This is a genomic window from Chitinophaga ginsengisegetis (assembly GCF_900168065.1).
Classification (GTDB): domain Bacteria; phylum Bacteroidota; class Bacteroidia; order Chitinophagales; family Chitinophagaceae; genus Chitinophaga; species Chitinophaga ginsengisegetis.
The window spans coordinates 1,987,456-2,011,095 of sequence record NZ_FUZZ01000001.1; the positions used below are offsets into that span (position 1 = coordinate 1,987,456).

A 23,640-nucleotide genomic window follows, 5' to 3' on the forward strand; every position below is an offset into this window, starting at 1 on the left:
TTATTTATACAGATGCTGGTCCTGTATATAATCGATATCGTGTTTTTTGAGATAAGCGATTCCCCATTCGCTGGCAAATTCATACAAGGGGGCGAGTGATTTTCCTTCGGTGGATAAATAGTATTCCACGCGGTAAGGTTTTTTGGTGATCACATTCTTCTCTATCAGTTGATCGCGCTCCAGTTCTTTAAGTTGCTGACTGAGCATTTTTTCGGAGATGCCCGGCAGGTTATCCCTGATTTCAGCGTAACTTTTTTTCGTAAAATAATGCAGGTGGAAGAGTATTAACAGTTTCCATTTCCCTCCTATAAATCCGAGTGTTACGTCTACCGGGCAGGTGTATGTTTTATCATTTAGTGTGATCATAAGCTGCAAGTGTAAGGCCGTTCCAAGTTAAGAACATTTGCTCATCCCGGACCTGCTTTCCGGTAAGGTATTTCCTGTTACAGGAGCGGGCGCTAAGCATAAAAATTTTGAGTAGGCTTATGAAGTGGCGGGCTGGCATTTTGAAGTAACTGCTACCGGCTGGCAGCGATAATGGTTCAGAGAGACAGGCATCCGCAGTGCGCAGCCGGGGATGCCTGTATACTATGCTTCTTCCAGCACGCGTTTCAGGATATTCAGGTACCCGATATGTTGTTCCGCATAGGAACTGCTTTCAGAGAGCTGCGCCCAGGCTATTTGCCGTTCCAGGGCAATATTGATCACTGGTTTGTTGGCTTCTTCAATCACGCCTTCATCTGCCAGTTGTCCGAAGCCTGCTGCGATCACAGAAACATCCAATGTAAAAATAAACTGCTGATCATCAAATGCAGGATCTTCTTTCATACGAATGATCAGGTCCCTGTCCAACAGTGTTTCATTATAATCTTCAAAAGCCATTTCCCCTACAGATTCAATGGTCCATTTTAAACATTCAATGGTAGGTGTAAAGGGGTATGCCCGGCGCCATTCCCGGTATGAGGCAAGTCCGGTGTCTCCTTCATCTGATCCAAAAGGCGCCAGTTCATCGGCGGGGTCCCAGAAAAAGTCTTCAGATATCAGGGCAATAGCTCGTGCATGTGCATGATCTTTATCTATGCCATAGATTTCTTCTTTCATAAGATATGTTGTTTTAAACTACGCTTTACCCCATCCATCGGTATTCGAGCAGGTTTCGATGCAATGTCTCGTATACCGCTCAAATTCTTCTCCAAATAATTCCTGGTACACCATATACCCGATAAATCCAACAATCTCTGCTTCTGCATCGCAGGTAGCCTTTGAAGGATTTTCGTCGATCATTTCATAGTACGCTTTCCCCATTCCTACAATAAAACATCTGCAATAGAGGAAACCGTCGTCTGATCCATCCGTATATGCCTGGATATCTTCCCGGTCGATCTGAAATAATTTCTCTTCCATGATATGATTAAATCCTGTCAGCTCCTCCTTATCCAGTTGCAGCAGGATATCGCGGATATTATTGGTGATAGCGCCATACACTTCACCGGTCAGGTCCTCGATCAATATAGCATCATTGGTTTTCAATGCCGTATTGCGCATATCCAGTAATGCCGGGGATGCAGCCCACGCTTCTTCAATAATCTGCCAGAATTTAAATTCATTCATAAGAGTAGAAATTAATGATCATTAAGAATTAACTGTAAGATATACATAGGAAACGCAGTGTAAATGCGTAGTAAAATCAGCGGTCAGTGTATCGGCATGCATTGAAAATACGCAATAATTTCCTTTCTTTTCAACCCGGCTGCGAAAACCTCCCTCTCACATAAATTATTTTATTATTAATTTCATGTCCACTAAATTTACCCCGTTATTGTTTTTGTGAGGGTACAAAACTTCCAGCTTTGCCAGACATTTCCTTGACTGATGAACATGATTTGCTGCAAAAAGTTGCCATGGGTGACGGGGACGCGTATACCATCCTGTTCAGACGCTACAGCGGGCAGGTATATGACGTGGCCATGCTTTACCTGAGAGACAGCAGCCTCGCCAGGGAAATTGTACAGGAAGTTTTTATGAAAGTATGGCTGAAAAAAGCCGATATGTCTCACATCAAACAATTCAAAGATTACCTGTTTATCCTCACCCGCAACCACATTTACGATGGCTTCAAAAAACAGGTAGTACGGCTGAAAGCCTATGATTTCCATCTCAAAAACCAGCCGGAAGCACAAAATGATACCGATCACCTGTTGCTGCAGCGGGAATACGATGCCATCCTGGACAAAGCCGTGTCCGGCCTGCCACCGGAGCGGAAAAAGGTGTACCTGGCCCGCCGGCAGGGCTGGAGCAACGAAGAAATTTCCCAGCAGCTGAACATCTCGGTACATACCGTTAAGAAGCAAATGAGCCTCGCTATGCACGCTGTACGGGCTTTTGTGAAGTCCCGGCTGCAAAATGATATCGTCCCCTTTCTCCTGTTCCTGCTCATCTTCCGCAGGTAATATCTTCTCCCGAAAAAAAAATTTTATCCCGGATACTCCTTTTTTGCCGGTTGCTCGTCTTTACCCCATATCACCCTTCCAAAATCGCTGATAATGTCCATAACGGAAGTACAGTTACTGCTTGAAAAATATAAGAATGGCCGGATCAGCCAGGAAGAACTGCTGCGCCTGAAAGCGATGGTAGCCGGAAACGACTATGAGCCGGAAATCAAAGCAGATATCCTGTCGGCCCTGTACAGCAGCGAAGCGTCGCAAAGCGGCCTGACTGCGGAAGATAGTGAAGCCATTTTACAAAACATCCTGCAAACAACACCTCCCCGCGCTACCGGCCATACCCGCAGAATGATCTGGTATGCAGCCGCAGCAACTTTGCTGGGAGCCACTGTACTAACAAGCGTCTTTTACCTGAACCGTGAACAACAGCCGGTTATAGTGGCCGCACAAAAAGCCAATCCCCTGGCGCCAGGCACCAATACCGCTGTACTGGTGCTGGCGGATGGCAAAACCATTTCGCTCGACAGCACCAACACCGGCGCACTGGCAAAACAAGGCAACAGCAGCATCGTAAATTCAGCGCAGGGCCTTGCCTATAAAGCAGAAGGCGCTGCCACAGAAGTAGTATATAATACCGTGGTAACGCCCCGTGGCGGGCAATACCAGCTTACCCTGGCAGACGGCAGTAAAGTATGGCTGAACGCCGCCAGCAGCATCCGCTTCCCTACTACATTCAGCGGGAAAGAACGACTGGTGGAGATTTCCGGAGAAGGTTATTTCCAGGTGGCTGCCAATGCGAAACAACCATTCCGGGTGAAAGTAAAAGGCAATCCTGATATGGAAGTAAACGTGCTGGGCACCAGCTTCAATATTATGGCCTACACCGATGAAAAAACGATTACCACTACCCTGGAAGCCGGCGCTGTTCAACTGGTAAATGGCAACAACCGGAGCCTGCTGCAACCTGGTTACGGCGGCAGTCTGAATGCCGGTGATGCCGCATTCACCATCGAAAAAGCAGACCTGGAACAGACACTGGCCTGGAAAGAAGGCAAATTCAGGTTCCGCAATACCAGCATACAAACCATCATGCGCCAGATAGCCAGGTGGTATAATATAGAGGTTACCTATGAGGGTGATCTATCGGACGTGCGCTTAACAGGGATCATTTCCCGGCGGGAAAATGCAGCTTCTTTATTAAAGATCCTGTCAACAACAAAACGAGTTCACTTTGATATTAATGACAACCGGGTCGTGGTAACACCATATGACCCTGAGCAATAGGCGCTATTTGTCCACTTATGAATTGATCATTTTTAAACTTATTTAGGTTATGAAGACGTAAATAATTCCACTGCCGGTTGTAAAAAAACCGGAAGCACTGCAATGCTCCCGGCTATAGAAGGCAACCCAACTCCCTGAATCATTTAGAAAATTGAATTATTAAGCCAACAACACAAAAGTATGGAACTACTTGGTACCTGCAAAGTCCCCGGGAAAGGAGGACGTATGCAAAGAAAATTACTGTTGATTATGCGATTAACTGCAATACTGACACTGGTATTCACCCTTAATCTGAGCGCCAAAACATTCTCTCAGTCTGTTACCATCAAAGGGAAACGTCTTCCCCTCTATGATGTTTTCAACAGCATCAGCCGCCAGACAGGTTATGAATTTATTTATGATGAGAAGCTACTGGAGAAGGCGCCTCCGGTAAATCTCAATATGAACCAGGCATCTCTCACCGAAGTACTGAATGCCTGTTTGAATAACAAACTGTTTAACTACAACATCGTAGATAAAACAATTGTGATCAGCCCGAAAGCCAAAGCAATGGCGCCTGCCGCCGCTGCCATAGCTGCGATTGACATACAGGGTAAAGTGACCGATACCAAAGGGCTGCCGCTCGTAGGCGCATCTATCCAGATAAAAGGCACCACCAAAGGCACCGTAACCAACGCCCAGGGTGGCTTTACCTTAGCGGCCAACCCCGGGGATGTACTGATCATCAGCATCATAGGATATGAAAGCAAACAGGTAACCGTGGGCAATGATCCCAACATCCAGGTAACCCTGGCCGTACAGGACAGCCAGTTAGGCGCCGTAGTAGTAACGGCTCTCGGTATCAAAAGATCAGAGAAATCCATTACCTATTCTGCGCAGCAACTGGATGGACTGGAACTTACCAAAGCAAAAGATGCGAACCTCGTAAATACCCTGAACGGTAAAGTAGCAGGTTTAACTATTTCCTCCAGCGCTTCCGGCGTAGGCGGTTCCGCCAAAGTAATCCTGCGCGGTAGTAAATCAGGATTAGGCAGCAACCAGGCATTGTACGTAATTGACGGGGTGCCCATGAACAATACCATCACCAACCAACCAGGTAGTATCTATGGTGGCAGCTCCTCTTATGATGGCGGCGACCCGATCTCCAACCTCAACCCGGAAGACATTGAAAGTATCTCCGTATTGAAAGGGGCATCAGCCGCAGCGCTTTATGGTAGCCAGGGCGCCAATGGTGTGATCATCGTTACTACAAAAAGTGGCAAGGTTGGTCGCGCTGTTATTAACATCTCATCCGGATTCAATATCAGCCAGGCTGCCTACAAGCCTAAGTTCCAGAATAATTATGGCCAGTCTACCGACCCTACTACCAAAAGCTGGGGCAGCAAGATCAGCGGGGCAACCGACAACGTATCCGACTTTCTTCAAACCGGGCAAAACTTCACAAATGCTATCAGCCTGGCCGGTGGTTCTGAAAAGGCACAAACTTATTTCTCTTATGCCAACACCTCCGCAAGAGGTTTAGAGGAAGGCAATAAACTCGGACGTCATAACCTGAGCTTTAAAGAAACCGGTCACTTTCTGAACGATAAGCTCACTGCCTCTGCAGACGTGAATTACATGACCCAGAAAATTGACAACACGCCTTTATCCGGCTTTTATTTCAACCCGCTCACCGGTTTATATCTCTTCCCCCGCGGAGTAGATATCAGCCCTTACAGGGACCATTACGAAATACCTGATCCTTCCCGGAATAATCTCATGGTGCAGAACTGGCCTTTTTCAGAAGATGTACAACAGAACCCGTGGTGGATCCTCAACCGCAATACCAATTCACTTTCACGCAACAGGATACTCGCCAACGCCAGCCTGAAATATGACATTAACTCCTGGTTGAATGTACAGGGAAGGGGAAGTATTGACCGTATGAATGATGTGTATGAGCAAAAGATATACGCCGGTACCCAAACCACGCTGGCATCTAAAAACGGTGGCTATAACTACACCAACAATACCACCACCCAACAATACGGAGACCTGATCGCTAACTTTAATATCCCTGCAAATGACTTTCATTTTACGGGTCTTGTTGGTGGTAGTATCCGTGATGTAAAAACAAACGGTATCTACTTCGCTGCAGGACAGGAAGGTTTATATCTCCCGAATATATTCACCATCCAGAATATGAAAACGATCAACGCTGCAAACTCCGGTAGTACACAGGAGAAACACAGCCAGTGGCAATCTGTTTTTGGTAGTGTGAATATTTCCTACAAAGACTGGGCATACATGGATCTGACAGCAAGAAATGACTGGGCCTCCAACCTGGCATTTACCAACCAGTTGTCCTATTTCTACCCATCAGTGGGATTGAATGTAATCCTGACACAGCTGCTGAAAATGCCAACTGCGATCACCTATGGTAAGATCCGTGGTTCCTATGCTATTGTAGGTAATTCTCCGTTGGCATACCAGAGTAATACACCTGATAACCTGATCAATACAGGTGGTACTGTAAAGGTGAACACCACTGCTCCATTCAGGGACCTGAAACCGGAAAAAACAAAATCGCTTGAATTAGGTACAGAATGGCGCTTTTTCGACAGCCGTTTGAGTGTGGATGTTACCTACTATAAAACCAATACTACTAACCAGACGATGGAAATTGCCGCACCTAATGCAACATTGTATAACACCTACTTCATTAATGCAGGCGATATCCAGAACCAGGGTGTAGAAGCGATGATACGGTACGATGTATTGCGCGACACTAAACTGAAGTGGAATACCGCTTTAAACTATGCAGTAAACGACAACAGGATCGTTTCCCTGTCGCCGTTTGTGGACCGTTTCAGCCTGACCGGCGACGGTACCGGCGCCAACTACGCTTCACAATTTAAAGTAGGCGGTTCGTTTGGCGACATTTATGGCACTGTATTAAACCGCGATGCACAAGGACGTGTGATTATTACCAATGGCGCTCCTTCCCTCGCTGGCGGCCAGATGCAATACCTCGGTAACGCCAACACCAAGTGGCAGATGGGCTGGAACAATAGTTTTGCATACAACAACTTCACCTTATCGTTCCTCATAGATGGTAAATTCGGCGGACAGGTAATGTCTGTAACCCAGGCCATGATGGACGGCTACGGCGTTTCAGCAACTTCCGGCCAGGCAAGGGATGCCGGCGGCGTAAAAGTAAACGGGGTAGATCAGAATGGCAACCCGGTTACTTCCGTGGATGCACAAACCTGGTATAATGTAGTAGGCGGCAGAACCGGTGCTTCCGGGGAATATATGTACAGCGCTACTACCGTAAGATTAAGAGAAGCATCGCTGGGCTACACCATTCCGTTGAAAAGCAACGCAGTGAAGGCGCTGAAGGTATCTGCCAACGGCCGTAACCTGTTCTACTTCTCCAAGAAAGCTCCGTTTGATCCTGAGCAAACCATGTCTACCTCCAACGGACTGAGTGGCGTGGATGTATTTATGTTACCTGCTTCCCGCAGCTATGGCGTTACTGTAAATGCCACTTTCTAATCATTTACCGCAAAACTGAAAACGATGAAACTGTATAATAAAATGAAGCGTTACAGATCTGGCTTACTGGTGGCTACTGCAGCCCTGGTAACCGGGATGAGTGCATGTACCAAAAATTTTGAACGTTATAATACTGATAATACCGGCGTAACAGATGGTCAGCTGGGACCTGATTTTAATTCACTGGGACTGTATCTGAAATCCGCACAGATGTCTATCCTTAACTTTTCCGGCGGTGGAGATCCCAACTCTTACCAGGTGCAACAGAACCTCAACGCGGACTGTTTCTCCGGTTACTTCATGACACCCAACCCCTTCAGCAGCTCCAATAATACCAATTATGGCCTGGTGCCGGGCTGGAATGGGGAAGCTTATAAAGTGGGTTATCTCAATGTAATGTCGCCGGTATTGAAACTAAGGGAAAGTGGCATAGATAAAAACTTTCCTGCCGTATGGGCGGTGGCGCAGATAATACAGGTTACTGCCATGAGCCGTGTAACGGATATTTACGGCCCCATTCCGTATAGCCGTGTAGGTGAGGGCTTGTCGTCTGTTCCCTACGACAGCCAGCAGGATGTATACAAACGATTTTTCGCACAGCTGGACACCGCAACAGGAAGCCTGCGCGCCCAGATTAGCAGCGGTACTCAACTGCCGTTTAATTTTTCCAATTTCGATGTTGTTTACAACGGCAATTTCCCACAGTGGCTGCGCTTTGCTAACTCCCTGCGGTTACGCCTGGCCATGCATATCGTAAAAGCTGATCCTGCCACCGCAAAACTGGAAGCAGAGAAAGCGCTGAACCCGGCTAATGGCGGCGTAATTACAGATAACGCCGATAACATGACCGTAAAAGTAACCGGCGACTTTACCAACCCGCTTGTTTTCATTGCGAAAAACTGGGCAGACATCCGCATCGGCGCTTCTTTGCAGTGCTACCTCACCGGTTATAAAGACCCTCGGGTTTCAAGGTATATGGACAAAGCCACCGATCCCGCCACCGGGCTTAAAGGCGTATACAAAGGCATCCGCATCGGCAGCCTCGTAGATAAACCGAAGTACCAGACCTACTCTTCCCTGAATACAGAAGACGGCGCCTCCCCTGCTTTCACCCTGAAAACACCGATGCAGGTAATGACCGCCGCAGAAGTGTATTTCCTCCGCGCAGAAGCAACTATAAGAGGCTGGAGCAATACAGGTGGCAGTGCGCAACAACTGTATGAGCAAGGCGTTACTACATCTATGGCGCAGTGGCAGGTAAGCGCTCCCGGTTACCTGGCAAATGATTCAAGCCATGCCGATGCTTACACAGATCCAAAAAATCCGGTTAATAATATAAACAGCCCGTCTACTATTACTATTAAATGGAATGAAGGCGATGTTGAAGCTAAGAAAATGGAACGCATCATGACCCAGAAATGGCTCGCCATGTTCCCCGAAGGACAGGAAGCATGGACGGAATTCCGCCGCACCGGCTATCCTAAATTGTTTCCGGTAGTGAACAACAACAGCGGTAATACTATCTCAACAGATGTACAGATCCGCAGACTACCATTCCCGCAAAATGAATATAATACCAATCCCGCTGCAGTGGCGGCTGCCGTGCAGCTGCTGAGCACACCGGCAGATAACGGGGGCACCCGTCTCTGGTGGGATAAATAAAGTAAAAAACACTTAAAGAGATGGCCGGTGAATGGCCGGTCATCTCTTCTATCAATATTTAAAGTTAACCTGAGCATAGTTTGTTATAAGAGCCACCAGACCGGAAAACCCGTAACCAAAATTTGAACCCAGATTTCCTGATCATTTAAACATTCATTCCAGTATGAAAAAACAATTCCACCCTTTACGGCTATTGGCCGTAGGAATGGCGTGCGCCGCCCTCTTTTTCACCGCCTGTAAAAAAGAAAACACCGGCAGTATTTCACAAGACACCGGTAAAAGCGCCACTGGCGCACATGTAGAAACCGTTACCAAAGCCGGAGGGATGTCCGTTTGCTATGTGGAAGTAAACAGCAACAGTTTACTGAATACCGGCAAATACACTTTAACCACCGGCGGGCAACAGCTGTTTGATATTGCCATCATTTTCGCAGCCAATATCAATTACAACACTACCACCCAGAAAGCCGTGCTGTACAACAATCCCAACGTATCCGCCGTGTTGACCAACAAGGCCACGCAAATTGTCCCCCTGCAAAATAAAGGGATGAAAGTATTGCTGTCTATTCTCGGTAATCACCAGGGAGCAGGCTTCTGTAACTTCACCAGCAGAACCGCTGCAAAAGCCTTTGCACAGCAGCTCAGCGATACCGTTGCTTACTACGGTCTGGATGGAATTGATTTTGATGATGAGTATGCCGACTACGGCAACAACGGCACCACGCAGCCAAACGACAGCTCCTTTGTAATGCTGGTAGACGAATTGCGCAAGCTGATGCCCACAAAAATTATTTCATTCTACTACTATGGCCCGGCAGCTTCCAGGTTATCGTGGGGTGGAAAAAAAGTGGGCGACTTTGTTAACTACAGCTGGAATGCTATTTATGGCTCGTACTCCGTACCCAATGTGGCCGGCCTTACAAAGGCCCAGTTAGGCCCGGCGGCGGTAGATATCCAGAGTACCAGCCAGAGCACCGCCAATTCGCTGGCCACCCAAACGAAGAACAATGGTTATGGTATTTATCTCTGGTATAACCTCACCAGCACCGATAAACATGTGTACTTCTCCGGTGTATCCAGTATTCTTTACGGCAGTAATGTTACTTACACACCTTAATAAAAGAAGGGAGCGGGTTTAAAAACCCGCTCCCTTCTTTTTATGCAATACTATTTATTTTATACTGTCTTCCCTTGCTGATAAACGGAACCAATCCTTCGCGTAAGGCTTTAACAGGGCGGTAGCCGCTGTAGGCCCCCAGGTGCCGGCCTTATACAAATGCAGTTCTTTTGCCGGATATTTTTTCCAGGTATCCAGGATGGGCATCACTACTTTCCAGGCAGCTTCCACCTGGTCCGCACGCATGAACAAGGTAGGGTTACCATCCAGCACATCCAGCAACAAAGCTTCGTATGCTTCCGGAATTGTTTCTGTATAAGATTCCTGGTAAGTGAAATCCATTTCCACCGGTTTCAGTTTCATTTTCAAACCAGGCACTTTACTTTCAAACAATAAACTTATTTCCAGCTCTGGCTGAATACTGATGATCAGCCTGTTTGGCGTGATATCATCTTTAAAAATTTTATGGGGAGAATCTTTAAACTGCACCACAATTACAGACGATTGTACCGGCATCGATTTGCCTGTGCGTAAAAAGAAAGGCACGCCTTTCCACCGGTCGTTGTCAATAAACAACCTGGCGGCTACAAAGGTTTCTGTATTGGAGGCAGACAGCACATGTTCTTCCTTACGATAAGGCAAACGTGGCACGCCGTGTACATTGCCGGCTGTATACTGGCCACGGATCACGTTTTTCAGCACCTGCGCCGGTGTATATGGCCGGATGTCTTTCAGTACTTTTACTTTTGCATCGCGGATCAGTTCCGATTGGTAAAACTCCGGTGAATCCATCGCAACAATACACAACAGCTGCAGCAGGTGATTCTGCACCATATCGCGCAGGGCGCCGCTGCCTTCATAGTAGCCGCCACGTTTTCCTACGCCTACTTCTTCCGCCACGCTGATCTGAACGTGATCGATATATTTTTTATTCCACAGTGGTTCAAACACATAGTTGGCAAAGCGGAAGGCCATGATGTTTTGCACCGCTTCCTTACCCAGGTAGTGATCGATACGGTAGATCTGTTTTTCCGCGAAGCGTTTTGTGAGGAACCTGTTGAGTTTTTTGGCGGTATCGAGGTCGGTGCCGAAAGGCTTTTCCACAACGATGCGGTCCAGGCCATCGCGGTTGCAAATGGTGTGTTTGTATAAGCCTTCGGCAATGATTTCAATAAAGCGCGGCGCTACTGCAAAGTAAAAGATGCGGGAGCCGTTCTGTTTCTGTTTTTTGCCGAATGCATCCAGTTTCCCTTTCAGGCCGGTATAGGTTTCCGTTTTCAGGAAATCGCCCTGGAGATAGAAGATATTCTTAGCAAATCCTTCCCATTCTTTTTCATTTGCTTTCCCGTTGCGGCTAAACTCATTAATCCCTGCCAGCAGGTCGAGTTTAAAGGCAGTTTCGTCTTCCGGCAGGAAATCCACGCAGTAGATGACGAATACGGGCGGAAGATGTTTATCGGTGTACAGATTATAAAGCGCAGGAATCAGTTTTCTTTTAGTCAGATCCCCTTTGGCGCCGAAGATGGTGATGGCGGCGGGGAGTGTTTTTCCAGTTTTCATCTAAGCATCGGTTTATTCGCCTGTAATTTAAGCATCATTCCTGTAATCTTCTCATCCATTTTTGTATCCACATGGATACTATCGCGTGCGGGCCAGTATGGCGGAGCAAACAGCCAGGATACACGTCATCGGCGTAAAGATCAGCTGCTCCCATTTATTGGTGGAGATGAGATTGCCGAGGGTGTTTACAAAAAATAAAAGACACATCAGCCACAGCGCCAGGCTCAACACCTTGCTATTAGCCGGTAGCTTCAAGATCTTCCTTTTCCCCAGCACCACCAGCAGGAAAAATACATTCACCAGTACCGAGATGGCTTCTAACCGGTACATTTCCATGGGCGATTTCAACCGGCCCCCCCATACAATGGAATAAGGTAGAACTTTTGCAATGATCAGCAGGTGAAAAAGGATCAGGAGGGAGAAAATAGTGATCATACTTATCCCCGCTATTTTTGGCATACGGATACTCATAAAGCGATTAACTTGGAGTTAAAGGTAATAATAGCAGCGCTAAATGGGTGGGAAAGAATTTAACCACGACACCTGGCCCAATTAAACATTAAGCTAATAATACATGTTATTAGACACCAGCTGAAAATGTTGGTTTAACAACCAGGCATAGGGGACGCTACATTACTTATCTTCTTTGTTTTTAGTTTTGGTAGAAGCTATCCTTTTAGTCAGCTTATCAAAATCACTCTCAAACTGTCTGTCCTGCATCACCCGGAATTTTTCAAACTCTTGCTCGGCCAGGTGTTTCGCGATCTCATGACTTACACTTCCTGCATCTTTAAGAATATTATACTCGTTAAACTGCAGAAAACCATCCAGCTTAATCACCCAGTCGTTCATGCTCATAACTATCTGACGTTTGGCCTGGTTTTCTGCGTAATCCAGGTACATGACCACGATACGATTAAGCTCGTCAATTTCTTCAGCGCTCAGGTAGTTTTTTGCTATACATACATCTGATTTTAGAATCTTTCCGTCCGGTGCATTTTTCCAGTTAGTGAGCCCCATATTGGGTTTAGCTGAATCAACCCGTTGCCGGACAATCTCCGCAGCAGTTTTTCCTGTGATAGCCCAGTGCAGCTTATTCTGAACAACCTTATAGAATTTCAGAGTCGTGTCTGCCTGGGGATCATAGTCGATGCTGCATTGTGCATAGATATCAGTTATTTTCTGATAAAACCTGCGCTCACTGGCCCGGATCTCCCGGATGCGCTCCAACAGTTCATCAAAATAATCTTTCCCAAACTGCTTCCCCTGCTTCATACGATTATCATCCAGCACAAATCCCTTAATGATATATTCACGTAAAGTTTTAGTGGACCAGATACGGAAACGGGTAGCTTCAATACTATTTACCCGGTAACCAACGGCTATAATGACATCAAGATTAAAAAAGTCAATTTCCCTTGAAACATCACGTGAGCCTTCCTTTTGAACTATCCGGAATTTCCGGATAGTTGCCTCCCTCACCAGTTCGTTACTATCGTATATATTTTTAAGATGCTCATTAACAGTACGAACATCTACCCCAAAGAGTTCTCCCATTTTTTTCTGTGAAAGCCAAAACGTCTCGTGTTCAAAGAATACCTCAATAGTGCCACTCCCTTCCGGAGTGGTGTATAACAATATTTCAAATGTTTCCATGATAACTTATTTTGGAATAGCAGGTCCTTAGCCCGGAACTGAGAACAAAGAAATTATTTGTTCTTGTAGAACATTTCAAATTTAGATATTATTTGTGTCAAATGATATTGCGTTTTTTATCCGTAAATCGATATTATTGAAGCCCCGGAAAGGGCTCCGCCCCTTAGTAAAATAATATTTTTACCCGGGCAACAATGAAATTAAAATATTAATATTGTACCCGATTCAACCATACACCCAAACAACCACATTATTTTCCGCTTTCCTTTCCGGCTCCGTGTCATCGCCTTTTGCAGCATCCGGGTAAGCATTTATCACCGTTATTCAAAAAAATGAACAACGAATTGTCTATGCAAAAAAAGTTACTCGCCGCCGCCCTGCTGATGGGTATTACCACACCACTCGCTGCACAAATAAAAACAGACAGCAGTAAAGTATTTACCCTCGGGGAAGTGGTGGCATATGCCCACCAGGAAGATTCTGCCAGCACCATTTCCATGGAACAGATCCGGCAATTTCACCGGCTCAATGTATCCGCAGCCCTCCATCTCCTGCCGGGCATCAGCCAGTCGAACATGGGCCCCCGGAATGAATCCATGATCTACCTCAGGGGCTTCGACCTGCGGCAAACACCCGTTTTTATGGATGGTATCCCCGTATACGTGCCTTACGACGGGTACGTAGATCTGGCCAGGTTCACTACTTTCCATCTCTCTAAAATAATAGTGGAAAAAGGAGGTGCCTCGGTATTATATGGCCCCAACACAATGGGGGGCGTTATTAACCTCCTCTCCTCCAGGCCGGTACACGCCCTCGACATCAACGCCTCCGCCGGATGGCTTACCGGCGGGCACGAAGAAGCGGTTAACATCGGCAGCCGGATGAAGAAATTTTATCTGCAGGCGGACCTGTCGGGATACCAGCGGGATTATTATAATCTCCCGGATGGTTTTACTGCTACCAAAACAGAAGATGGTGGCAAAAGGAACAACTCCTATAACAACGACTGGCGATACGGCGTGAAGCTGGGCTTTACCCCTAATGAAAAAAATGAACTGGCCATCGGGTTCTCCCACCAGGAAGGCACCAAAGGAACGCCGGTATATACGGGAACGGATACACTGAATTCATTGTATAAAAGCCCCCGCTTCTGGCAGTGGCCCAAATGGAACAAGGAAAGTATCTATTTCCTTTCCAACAGCGCCCTGGGCGCCAAAAGTAACCTGAAAACACGCTTGTACTTCGACCGGTTCATCAACGTGCTGAAAAGCTTTGACGACGCTACCTACACCACGCAGAAAAAGCCCTACGCCTTCACCAGCTACTATAATGATTACACCTTCGGCGGGAATGTGGAATATGGCTATACGTTATCGGCAGCCAACAGTTTAAGAAGCGCAGTACATTTTAAACAGGATGTACACCGCGAGCATAACGAGGGCGAACCGGAAAGAAAAGTAGCCGATAATACTTTCTCCGCCGGTATTACTGATCGTCACACGTTCGATGAGCATTGGGCATTGGAAGGCGGCGCCGCATTTAACTACCGCCAGAGCGTGGAAGCACAGAATTATAACAGCCAAACAAAAACCATTACAGATTTCCCCTCCAACAACAGCCATGCACTGAATGCACAGGCCAAACTGGCGTATGCTTTTGCTGCGGGCCGTGCACTCACTTTTTCCGTGGACCGCATGACGCGCTTTGCCACTATCAAAGACCGCTACTCCTACAGGTTGGGAACGGCTATTCCCAACCCGGATCTGAAGCCGGAAAACACCCTCAATTTCGGGTTGCAATACAACGATACCCGGCTCCGGAACATCAGCCTGGATGGAAGTATTTTCTATAACCGTATCCGGGATGTGATCCAGAATGTTAACAACGTAAGTTACGATACCACCAGGAAGCAATGGCTGTCGCAATCGCAGAATAAAGGCCGTGCAGCGTATTACGGGGCGGAAGCCGCTGTTACCTGGCATATCGCCACCACGTTCACCGCCGGCGCCAATTACACTTATATCAAACGCAAAAACCTGGATAACCCCAAACTGCATTTTACCGATGTGCCTGAACACAAAGCTGCCGCGTGGCTGCAATACAATATTTCACGCGTTGGCTTCCTGTTGAACGGGGAATACAATACAAACCGCTACAGCACCAGCTATGGCACGGTGGCGCCGTCGTTTTTCCTGCTGAATGCCAGTGCCGTCATCAATGTTGTTAGCTGGTTAAAAGTGCAGGGAGGTGTGAATAACATCTTTGATAAAAACTATATGCTCACAGAAGGTTATCCTGAGCAGGGCAGGAACTACTTTGTAAAAGTGTTATTCAATTATTCTTATTTTTAGTAAGATGAAAAAAGGGTGGTGGATGATATTGTTTGGAATGATGGCACTTACTTTCGTAAACGGCAGGATACCGTTTACCGGGGAGCCGTATCCGCTGGAATACCCTGCCAGCTTTGGTAACAGAACCAATATCCCGGCTGATAATCCGCTTACAAAAGAAGGCGTTTACCTGGGGCGGCGGCTGTTTTACGAAAAGATGTTGTCGGCCGGCAATAAAATTTCCTGCGGCGCCTGTCATATGCAGCAACTGGCATTTACCGATGGTAAAGCTTTCAGCACCGGTATCGATGGCGTGCCTACCGACCGCAATGCCATGTCGCTCGCCAACCTCCTCTGGGTAAAAAATTTCTTCTGGGATGGACGGGCGTCCAGCCTGGAGCAGCAGGCCCTTACACCACTCGCCGCACCACATGAAATGGGGCAGTTACCGGAAATCAGCGCGGAGAAGTTACAGCGGTCGAAGGTATATCCCGGTCTTTTCCACGCGGCCTTTGGCACCCAGATTATCAGCGGGGAAGCAATTGTAAAGGCGCTGGCGCAATTTGAAAGAACGCTGATCTCCGCCAATTCACCGTACGACCGTTACCTCAACGGGCAGTACCAACCCGGTAGTGCCGCGCTCAGAGGCATGCAGTTATTCATGACCGCCCCTGCGCCGGAGCGGCAGGTACGTGGCGCCAATTGCGGGCATTGTCACGGCGGACCCAAACTTTATTTAGAAGTGTTTCACAACAATGGGCTGGATAGCATTCCGCGTGATGCGGGCCGCGAAAAACAAACCGGCGTGGCGGCAGACAAAGGCCGGTTCCGGGTTCCCACTCTCCGCAATATTGCGCTCACAGCGCCTTATATGCACGACGGACGATTCCGTACCCTCGAAGAAGTACTGGATCACTACAGCGATCATATCCGCAACAGTGCATCGCTGAGTCCTGTATTAAGAAATACTTCCAATGAAGCAGGCGGCGCTTCCCTGCGGCTCAGCAAACAGGAAAAGAAAGACATCATCGCCTTTTTACAACTGCTCACCGATTCTTCCTTTATCACCAATCCTGCATTCTCCAATCCTTTCAATTAAATGATCATGCTATACAAACTCACGGCCTGTTTACTCATTACCATTTTCGCTGCCACTGCCGCCTTCGCGCAAACTATTTCCGTAGAAGGTGAAGTAACCCACCCGTTAAAGCTGGGTGCTGCCGATATCAGCAAAATGCAAAGAACCGAAGTCACCGCGGCTGACCGCGATGGGAAACCGCATCGTTACTCCGGCGTACCGGTAACAACTATTTTGCAACAAGCAGGCGTAACGCTGGGCGCTCAACTAAAGGGGGAAAATATGTCGAAATACCTGCTCGTGAAATCGGGCGATGGATATGAGGTGTTGTTTTCCCTCGCGGAGCTGGATAGCGCTTTTACGGATCGTGTAATCATCCTGGCCGACCAGGTGGACGGGCAGCCGCTGCCCGATGGCAAAGGACCTTTCAGGATAGTGGTTCCGGGCGAAAAGAAACCGGCACGGTGGATCTGGGAGGTAACGACCATGACCGTACGATTTGCCAAAGACTAAACATCTTATTTACGCTTCTGTAAACCGGCAGTTCTGGTAGCGAGGAATTGCCGGAAGGCGGTATTTAATTCATGAAATAACTTTATGGCCTGTTCTCCTTCCGGTGTAAGCAAGGCGCCACCGCCATTTTTCCCGCCTCTTTCAAATATCACCAGGGGCTTGCCGGTCCGCTTATTCATCTGGTCCACAAAATCCCATGCCTGCCGGTAGGAAATCTTCATTTCCGTAGCCGCCTTTCTCAAAGACCCAAGCTCACTGATCTTCTGCAACAGCTCAATTCTCCCGTAACCGAGAAAAGGGCCTTCCTCGGTTTCAATCCATATACGTCCGTTTGCCATCAGTTTCATGTGGTAAAGATATCCGGCCCGTTTTAATTTTTTACGTGGGGCTTGTAGTAAAATAATATTTTAATTTATATTATATTACACATACACGCAATAGAGATCTTTCAAATGACACAAAACAAGGGCTTAAAGAAAACACTGACTCCCTTTATGTTGTGGGGACTTGGAGTAGGGTACGTTATTTCAGGTATGTATTTTGGTTGGAATCTTGGCCTTGAAAAGGGCGGTACAGGAGGTATGGCCATTGCCACACTTGTGATCATGGTGATGTATGTAACGTTTACTTTCAGCTATGCTGAACTGGCCTGCGCCATCCCCAAAGCAGGAGGAGTTTTTGACTATGCAAACAGGGCAATGGGAAAGAACGTCGGCTTTATTGCCGGGATAGCCCAGGTCATTGAATTTATTTTGGCGCCGCCTGCCATTGCATTCGCCATCGGCGCTTATTTCAACGCTTTTTTCCCGCAGGTACCCATCCTTACCAGCGCCATTGCCATTTATTTCGTCTTTACCGGGCTGAATGTATATGGTGTAAAAGCGGCTGCTTCTTTCGAGGTGATTGTTACCATTTTTGCCGTGGGAGAATTATTGCTTTTCGCCGGTTTGTCGTTTCCGAAATTCCAGGCGGTTCATCTTACCAACAACGCATTGCCCAACGGGTGGGGCGGCGCTTTTGCCGCGATCCCCTTTGCCATCTGGTTTTTCCTGGGTATTGAAGGCATTGCCAACGTAGCCGAAGAAACCAAAAATCCCCAGCGCGATATCAGCAAAGGTTTCGGATGGGCCATCCTTACACTGGCTATTCTCTGTATCCTGATATTTATTTCCGCCACCGGCATCGCCGGATGGGAAGCGATTGTATATAAAAACGGGATAAGCGGGGAAACCTCCGATTCGCCTCTTCCGCTGGCGCTGGCGAAAATCACCGGGAGCAATCACCCGATGTATCACCTGCTCATTACGGTAGGATTGTTCGGGCTGGTGGCTTCCTTTCACGGATTAATCCTCGCCGCCGGGCGCTCCACCTACGAGATGGGCAGGGTGCACAATCTCCCCGCTGCTCTCGGCAAAATTTCACCCCGGTTTCATACGCCCGCCAACGCACTGCTTGGCAACATGGTGATCGGGATACTGGCGCTGCTTTCGGGGAAAACTTCCGAAATCATTATCGTATCCGTTTTCGGCGCGCTCACTTTGTATATCATTTCAATGGTGTCTATTATTATTTTGAGAAGACAGGAGCCTGATCTGCCGCGGCCTTTCCGGGTAGCCTTCTACCCTGCCTTCCCGGTGATTGCACTGGTGATTGCCACCATATCCATTGTTGCGATGCTTATCTTCAACCTCGTACTGGGACTGATCTATTTTTCCCTGCTGGCCGTTTCTTTCTTGTTGTACAAAATTTTCAAACCTGCACACACATGACAACTTCCGAAATATTAACGTACGTAAAAAACCATCCGTCGGGTAAGGTAAAAGTAGCGGTAGCGGACATCGACGGCGTATTGAGAGGGAAATATATTGCAGCAGAAAAATTTGCGTCTGTAACCGAAAGCAGGCTGGGCTTCTGCGATGTTACCTTTGGCTGGGACATGAGCGATGTTGTGTACGACAATGTAAAATATACCGGCTGGCATACCGGTTATCCTGATGCGCAGGTAAAAATTGACCTGGGTACCTTCCGCAAAATTCCCTGGGAAAACGACGTGCCTTTTTTCCTGGGAGATTTTGTACAGGCAGACAATGCACCGGTATACACCTGTCCGCGGCAACTCCTGAAGAAAGTACTCGCAGATGCGGAAAACAGTGGCTTCCTGCCGTATTTCTCACAGGAATTTGAATGGTTTAACTTCACAGAAACACCCGATACGGTCCACCAGAAGCAGTTCCGCGACCTTACGCCCTTATCGCCCGGCATGTTTGGCTATTCCATCCTGCGCAGTGCGTTAAAGAATGAGTATATGAGCAGCCTGTTTGAGCAACTGGTAAAATTTGATATACCGGTAGAAGGATTACATACGGAAACCGGTCCCGGTGTATATGAAGCAGCCATTAAGTATGGTACGGTTTTACAGGCGGCCGACCAGGCCATACTCTTTAAAACCGCGGTAAAAGAGATTGCATACAAACATGGCGTAATGGCCACCTTCATGGCTAAGATCCATGAAAGTTTGCCAGGCTGCAGCGGGCATGTACACCAGAGCCTCTGGGATGCCGGCAGCAAACAGAATTTATTTTACGACGAACACGACGAACATAAAATGAGTGCCGTCATGAAAAGTTACATTGCCGGTCAGCTGCATTGTTTACCTTTTATATTACCCATGATAGCGCCCACTATCAACAGCTATAAACGGCTGGTAGAAGGCGCCTGGGCCCCTACCACGCTCACCTGGGGCATAGATAACAGAACGGTGGCATTACGGGCTTTACCGGGCGATAAAAAAGCCACCCGCCTGGAAACAAGGGTGGTGGGTTCGGATACCAATCCCTACCTCGCACTGGCCGCCTGTTTGGCTGCCGGGTTGTACGGCGTGAAAAATAAAATGGTCCTGGAGAAAAAATTAACCACCGGTAATGGGTACAAAGACACCTCGAATGGTGTATTACCACAGAACCTTCATGTAGCCACCCAACAAATGAAGGAATCGGCCCTCGCAAAAGAACTCTTTGGCGAATCTTTTGTGGAACACTTTACGTTAACCAGGGAATGGGAGTGGCGGCAATATGCCAAAGCAGTGACCGATTGGGAACTTAAAAGATATTTTGAAATCATCTAAGCATCAGCATATGGCATTTCAGTATAATTTTCCTACCACCATCCGTTTTGGCGCAGGCGTAATCAGCGAGCTGCCGGCCTATCTACAGAAAAACGGATTATCACGGCCTATGATCGTTACCGATCCAACGATAGCAGGATTATCATTTTTTAAATCGATCGTGAATGACCTGCAGGCGCATCATATTTCCGTGGAAGTATTCAGCGATATCCACAAGAACCCAGTGAAGAGCGATGTGTATAAAGGCACTGATCTCTGGGATCATACGCAACGCGACAGTATCATCGGTATTGGCGGGGGCGCCGCACTGGATGTGGCACGCGCCATTGTACTGCGGGTGAATCACCGCGAAGATCTTTTTAAATACGACGACCTCATAGGCGGCGATATTTATGTGACCAATGATGTGCCTCATTTTATTACCGTACCTACTACTGCCGGCACCGGCAGCGAAGTAGGCAGAAGCGCCATTATTGCCGACGATGAAACCCATCAGAAAAAAATACTGTTCTCGCCCAAACTGATGGCGAAGATTGTATTTGCAGACCCGGCCCTCACAATGGACCTGCCCCCGTTTATCACCGCCGCCACCGGCATGGACGCTTTGACCCACAACATGGAAGCATTCCTGGCAAAGAATCCACATCCCTTGTGCGATGGCATTGCCCTGGAAGGTATCTATCTCATTAAAAACTCACTGGAAAAAGCCACCAACAAACCGGACATTGAAAGCAGGAGCAATATGCTCATGGCTTCTATGATGGGCGCCATCGCTTTTCAGAAAGGACTGGGTGTAGTGCATTCCCTTGCGCATCCCCTCTCCTCCCTGCTGGACACGCATCACGGCCTCGCCAATGCGGTAAATATTCCTTATGGCATGCAATTCAATATTGCAGGCTTCGAAGAGAAGTTCCGCCGCATCGCCAGAACCCTGGAGTTAAAAGAAGAAACCGGCGAAGCAGTGGTACAATATCTTTTTGATCTTAATTCAAAAATAAATATCCCGCATCATCTCCGCGATATCGGCGTTACGGATGCACACGTGGAAACACTGGCAGACCTGGCCCTTGCCGATTTTGCCCATCCCAACAACCCGAAACCGGTTACCCGGGAAGATTTCAAACAGTTGTACCTAAACGCGCTATAGACCATGAAGAAAAAGATAGGGATCAGCTACACAGAAGCCAGCTTTATCAATTATGAAAACTGGTTTACACCCGAAGATCTCGGTGATGACCTCGAAGTGGTGATCCTTTCCTTTCTGCGTAATAACGTGGAAGATATTTATACCTGCGATGGCCTGGTGCTTACCGGTGGCGTGGATGTAATTCCTTCGCTGTATGGCGGCGCTGAAAACTATCCGCATCAGCCGCATGAATTTTTGCCCGAAAGGGATGCCTTTGAAAAACGCATCTATGAGTATTCCCAACAGCAACAGCTGCCTGTATTGGGCATCTGCCGCGGGTTACAATACATCAATATTCTCGAAGGCGGAAAAGTATATGAAGACATCGGCGAAGCCGCCAACAAAATTCATAAAAAAGATACCAGCGATAAAATACATGGAGTAAACATCCGGAAAGATTCATTGCTGTACGCCGTTACCGGCCAGGAAAAAGGGCAGGTGAACAGTGCGCATCACCAGGGCATCCATCCGGCTAAGCTGGGGAAGAATATTATGGTGAGCGCCACTTCCGATACCAGCGATGAAATGATTGAGGGTATTGAATTCAAAGATAAAACCGGTAAAGGATTTATGCTTTGCGTGCAATGGCATCCGGAAAGAATGCCGGAGAAAGAAAGCAACCCGCTCTCCCAACAAATCAAAACACAATTTCTTCAAGCAGTTAGAAACCATACGAAATGAGAATCTTTAATCCTGCCACCGCACAAACCCTCGCCGTTCTCAGAGAAGATTCACTGGCAAGAGTAGTTGAGAAAACCGCATTACTCCGGCTGGCATTCGCCCACTGGTCGGCCAAACCACTGGCAGAGCGTATCAAAGTGATTGCCCGGTTCAACCAGCAGCTGGAAAAGAGAGTAGAGAAACTGGCGGGCATACTTACTTCCGAATCAGGAAAACCATTGCAGCAATCGCGCAATGAAATCAACGGCGCCGTAGCCCGGATCAACTGGATGCTGGAAAATGCAGAGAAGTACCTGTCGGACGAATGGGTAACCAATACGGATACACTAAAAGAAAAAATCTCTTACGAACCACTGGGGGTTATCTGCAATATCTCTGCCTGGAACTACCCTTACCTGGTAGGTGTAAACGTTTTTATTCCTGCGCTGCTGGCCGGTAACACCGTATTGTATAAACCGTCGGAATACGCTACCCTCACGGGTATGGAAATAGAGAAACTTTTCTATTACGCCGGCCTTGAACAAAATGCTTTCAAAATAGCCATTGGTGGAAAAGCCACCGGCGAAAACCTGATGGACCTGCGCGTGGATGGTTACTTCTTTACCGGCTCCTATAAAACCGGTAAATACATCTATGAAAAAGTAGCGTCCCGGATGTTGCCCTGTCAACTTGAACTTGGCGGAAAAGATCCGCTTTATGTAACAGACGATATCGAAGATATTGCAGCAGTAGCCGCAGCTACCGCCGATGGCGCCTTTTACAACAACGGCCAGAGCTGCTGCGCCGTAGAACGCATCTACGTACATGAAAAAGTATACGACGAATATGTAGCGGAATTTGTAAAGGCAGTTAAATCCTGGAAACTGGGATTGCCCACAGATGACGGCGTGTACTTTGGCGCCATCACCAGGAAAGAACAACTAAAAGTACTCGAAAACCAGGTGCTGGAAGCGCGTGCAAAAGGCGCCACCCTGAAACTTGGCGGCCATATCATTGTACATGAAGGCAACTTCTTTGAGCCCACCATCCTCACAGATGTGGATCACAACATGAAAATTATGCAGGAAGAAAGCTTTGGTCCGGTGATAGGCATCATGAAAGTAACCAGTGATAAAGAAGCCATCGAACTGATGAACGATACGGAGTACGGGCTCACTGCTTCGGTATACTCCTCCAACGGGGAACGTGCGCAGGAAATCCTCTCACAGGTAAATGCAGGCACCGGCTACTGGAATTGCTGCGACCGGGTTACAGCAGGACTACCGTGGGCAGGCAGGAAACATTCAGGTTTTGGCGCTACGTTATCGCACCAGGGATTGAGGGCGTTTACGAAAACAAAGGCGTGGCAGATGAAAGGATAAGTTTTATATACGTGCTTTTTACGAAAGCGTGATGCAATGTTGAATTGTATCACGCTTTTTATTGGGGCCATAAAGGGGCCAACATACGGGCCACAAAGGAGCCATCC

20 protein-coding genes are annotated in these 23,640 nt (G+C 47.6%); 13 read left to right on the forward strand and 7 right to left on the reverse strand.

What is annotated here, in order from left to right; genetic code table 11:
- The 3 genes from B5Z18_RS07890 to B5Z18_RS07900 form a co-directional block, all read right to left on the reverse strand.
- Positions 1-366, reverse strand: a complete 366-nt coding sequence (locus B5Z18_RS07890; RefSeq protein ID WP_079468828.1) for a winged helix-turn-helix transcriptional regulator — start codon at positions 364-366, stop codon at positions 1-3.
- Positions 367-588: 222 nt separating this feature from the next.
- Positions 589-1,101, reverse strand: coding sequence for a hypothetical protein (locus tag B5Z18_RS07895; RefSeq protein WP_079468829.1), 513 nt, complete (start codon positions 1,099-1,101; stop codon positions 589-591).
- An 18-nt stretch (positions 1,102-1,119) separates the two neighbouring features.
- Positions 1,120-1,611 carry a DUF4240 domain-containing protein gene (locus B5Z18_RS07900; protein WP_079468830.1) on the reverse strand — a complete coding sequence of 164 codons (492 nt, stop codon included), beginning with the start codon at positions 1,609-1,611 and terminating at the stop codon, positions 1,120-1,122.
- 272 nt (positions 1,612-1,883) lie between these two features.
- Here B5Z18_RS07900 and B5Z18_RS07905 point away from each other — a divergent pair, with 272 nt between their 5' ends.
- From B5Z18_RS07905 to B5Z18_RS07925, 5 genes are all read left to right on the forward strand, one after another.
- Entirely contained in the window at positions 1,884-2,450 is a 567-nt protein-coding gene (locus B5Z18_RS07905; RefSeq protein ID WP_262488111.1) for an RNA polymerase sigma factor, read from the forward strand.
- A gap of 93 nt (positions 2,451-2,543) precedes the next feature.
- On the forward strand, positions 2,544-3,728 hold the full coding sequence (locus B5Z18_RS07910; protein WP_079468832.1) for a FecR family protein: 1,185 nt from the start codon (positions 2,544-2,546) through the stop codon (positions 3,726-3,728).
- A 249-nt stretch (positions 3,729-3,977) separates the two neighbouring features.
- Positions 3,978-7,265: a SusC/RagA family TonB-linked outer membrane protein gene (locus B5Z18_RS07915; RefSeq protein WP_079468833.1), complete on the forward strand. Its 3,288-nt coding sequence runs from the start codon at positions 3,978-3,980 to the stop codon at positions 7,263-7,265.
- A gap of 24 nt (positions 7,266-7,289) precedes the next feature.
- Entirely contained in the window at positions 7,290-8,927 is a 1,638-nt protein-coding gene (locus B5Z18_RS07920; protein WP_079468834.1) for a RagB/SusD family nutrient uptake outer membrane protein, read from the forward strand.
- A gap of 163 nt (positions 8,928-9,090) precedes the next feature.
- Complete coding sequence (locus B5Z18_RS07925; RefSeq protein ID WP_200817212.1) at positions 9,091-10,044, forward strand: endo-beta-N-acetylglucosaminidase H; 954 nt, start codon at positions 9,091-9,093, stop codon at positions 10,042-10,044.
- A gap of 54 nt (positions 10,045-10,098) precedes the next feature.
- Here B5Z18_RS07925 and zwf read toward each other — a convergent pair whose 3' ends face one another.
- From zwf to B5Z18_RS07940, 3 genes are all read right to left on the reverse strand, one after another.
- A complete protein-coding gene (zwf, locus tag B5Z18_RS07930) occupies positions 10,099-11,604 on the reverse strand; it encodes a glucose-6-phosphate dehydrogenase (RefSeq protein ID WP_079468835.1) in 1,506 nt (501 codons plus the stop codon).
- 78 nt (positions 11,605-11,682) lie between these two features.
- The gene (locus B5Z18_RS07935; protein WP_079468836.1) at positions 11,683-12,039 is read right to left on the reverse strand and encodes a hypothetical protein; all 357 of its coding nucleotides are present in this window, start codon (positions 12,037-12,039) and stop codon (positions 11,683-11,685) included.
- Between the two features lie 198 nt (positions 12,040-12,237).
- Positions 12,238-13,260, reverse strand: coding sequence for a virulence RhuM family protein (locus B5Z18_RS07940; RefSeq protein WP_079468837.1), 1,023 nt, complete (start codon positions 13,258-13,260; stop codon positions 12,238-12,240).
- A 350-nt stretch (positions 13,261-13,610) separates the two neighbouring features.
- Between B5Z18_RS07940 and B5Z18_RS07945 the strand changes: the two genes are divergently transcribed.
- From B5Z18_RS07945 to B5Z18_RS07955, 3 genes are read left to right on the forward strand one after another with little or no spacing between them, the layout of a single operon-like run.
- The gene (locus tag B5Z18_RS07945) at positions 13,611-15,611 is read left to right on the forward strand and encodes a TonB-dependent receptor plug domain-containing protein (protein WP_159454232.1); all 2,001 of its coding nucleotides are present in this window, start codon (positions 13,611-13,613) and stop codon (positions 15,609-15,611) included.
- A 4-nt stretch (positions 15,612-15,615) separates the two neighbouring features.
- Positions 15,616-16,689, forward strand: coding sequence for a cytochrome-c peroxidase (locus B5Z18_RS07950; RefSeq protein WP_079468839.1), 1,074 nt, complete (start codon positions 15,616-15,618; stop codon positions 16,687-16,689).
- Positions 16,690-16,695: 6 nt separating this feature from the next.
- Positions 16,696-17,181 carry a molybdopterin-dependent oxidoreductase gene (locus tag B5Z18_RS07955; protein WP_143313524.1) on the forward strand — a complete coding sequence of 162 codons (486 nt, stop codon included), beginning with the start codon at positions 16,696-16,698 and terminating at the stop codon, positions 17,179-17,181.
- Positions 17,182-17,186: 5 nt separating this feature from the next.
- Here the strand turns inward: B5Z18_RS07955 and B5Z18_RS07960 are convergent, their stop codons facing one another.
- Positions 17,187-17,528 (reverse strand): winged helix-turn-helix domain-containing protein, encoded by a 342-nt coding sequence (locus B5Z18_RS07960; RefSeq protein WP_079468841.1) that lies wholly within the window; start codon positions 17,526-17,528, stop codon positions 17,187-17,189.
- 105 nt (positions 17,529-17,633) lie between these two features.
- On the opposite strand from B5Z18_RS07960, the gene eat reads away from it, so the two are divergent.
- From eat to B5Z18_RS07985, 5 genes are read left to right on the forward strand one after another with little or no spacing between them, the layout of a single operon-like run.
- A complete protein-coding gene (eat, locus tag B5Z18_RS07965) occupies positions 17,634-18,950 on the forward strand; it encodes an ethanolamine permease (RefSeq protein WP_079468842.1) in 1,317 nt (438 codons plus the stop codon).
- Entirely contained in the window at positions 18,947-20,305 is a 1,359-nt protein-coding gene (locus tag B5Z18_RS07970) for a glutamine synthetase family protein (protein ID WP_079468843.1), read from the forward strand. Before eat ends, B5Z18_RS07970 begins: the two co-directional genes overlap by 4 nt.
- A 10-nt stretch (positions 20,306-20,315) precedes the next feature.
- Positions 20,316-21,452 (forward strand): iron-containing alcohol dehydrogenase, encoded by a 1,137-nt coding sequence (locus B5Z18_RS07975; RefSeq protein WP_079468844.1) that lies wholly within the window; start codon positions 20,316-20,318, stop codon positions 21,450-21,452.
- A gap of 3 nt (positions 21,453-21,455) precedes the next feature.
- Positions 21,456-22,172, forward strand: coding sequence for a gamma-glutamyl-gamma-aminobutyrate hydrolase family protein (locus tag B5Z18_RS07980; RefSeq protein WP_079468845.1), 717 nt, complete (start codon positions 21,456-21,458; stop codon positions 22,170-22,172).
- Positions 22,169-23,533 (forward strand): aldehyde dehydrogenase family protein, encoded by a 1,365-nt coding sequence (locus tag B5Z18_RS07985; RefSeq protein WP_079468846.1) that lies wholly within the window; start codon positions 22,169-22,171, stop codon positions 23,531-23,533. The genes B5Z18_RS07980 and B5Z18_RS07985 overlap by 4 nt, the downstream gene beginning before the upstream one ends.
- The last annotated feature ends 107 nt before the right edge of the window (positions 23,534-23,640 follow it).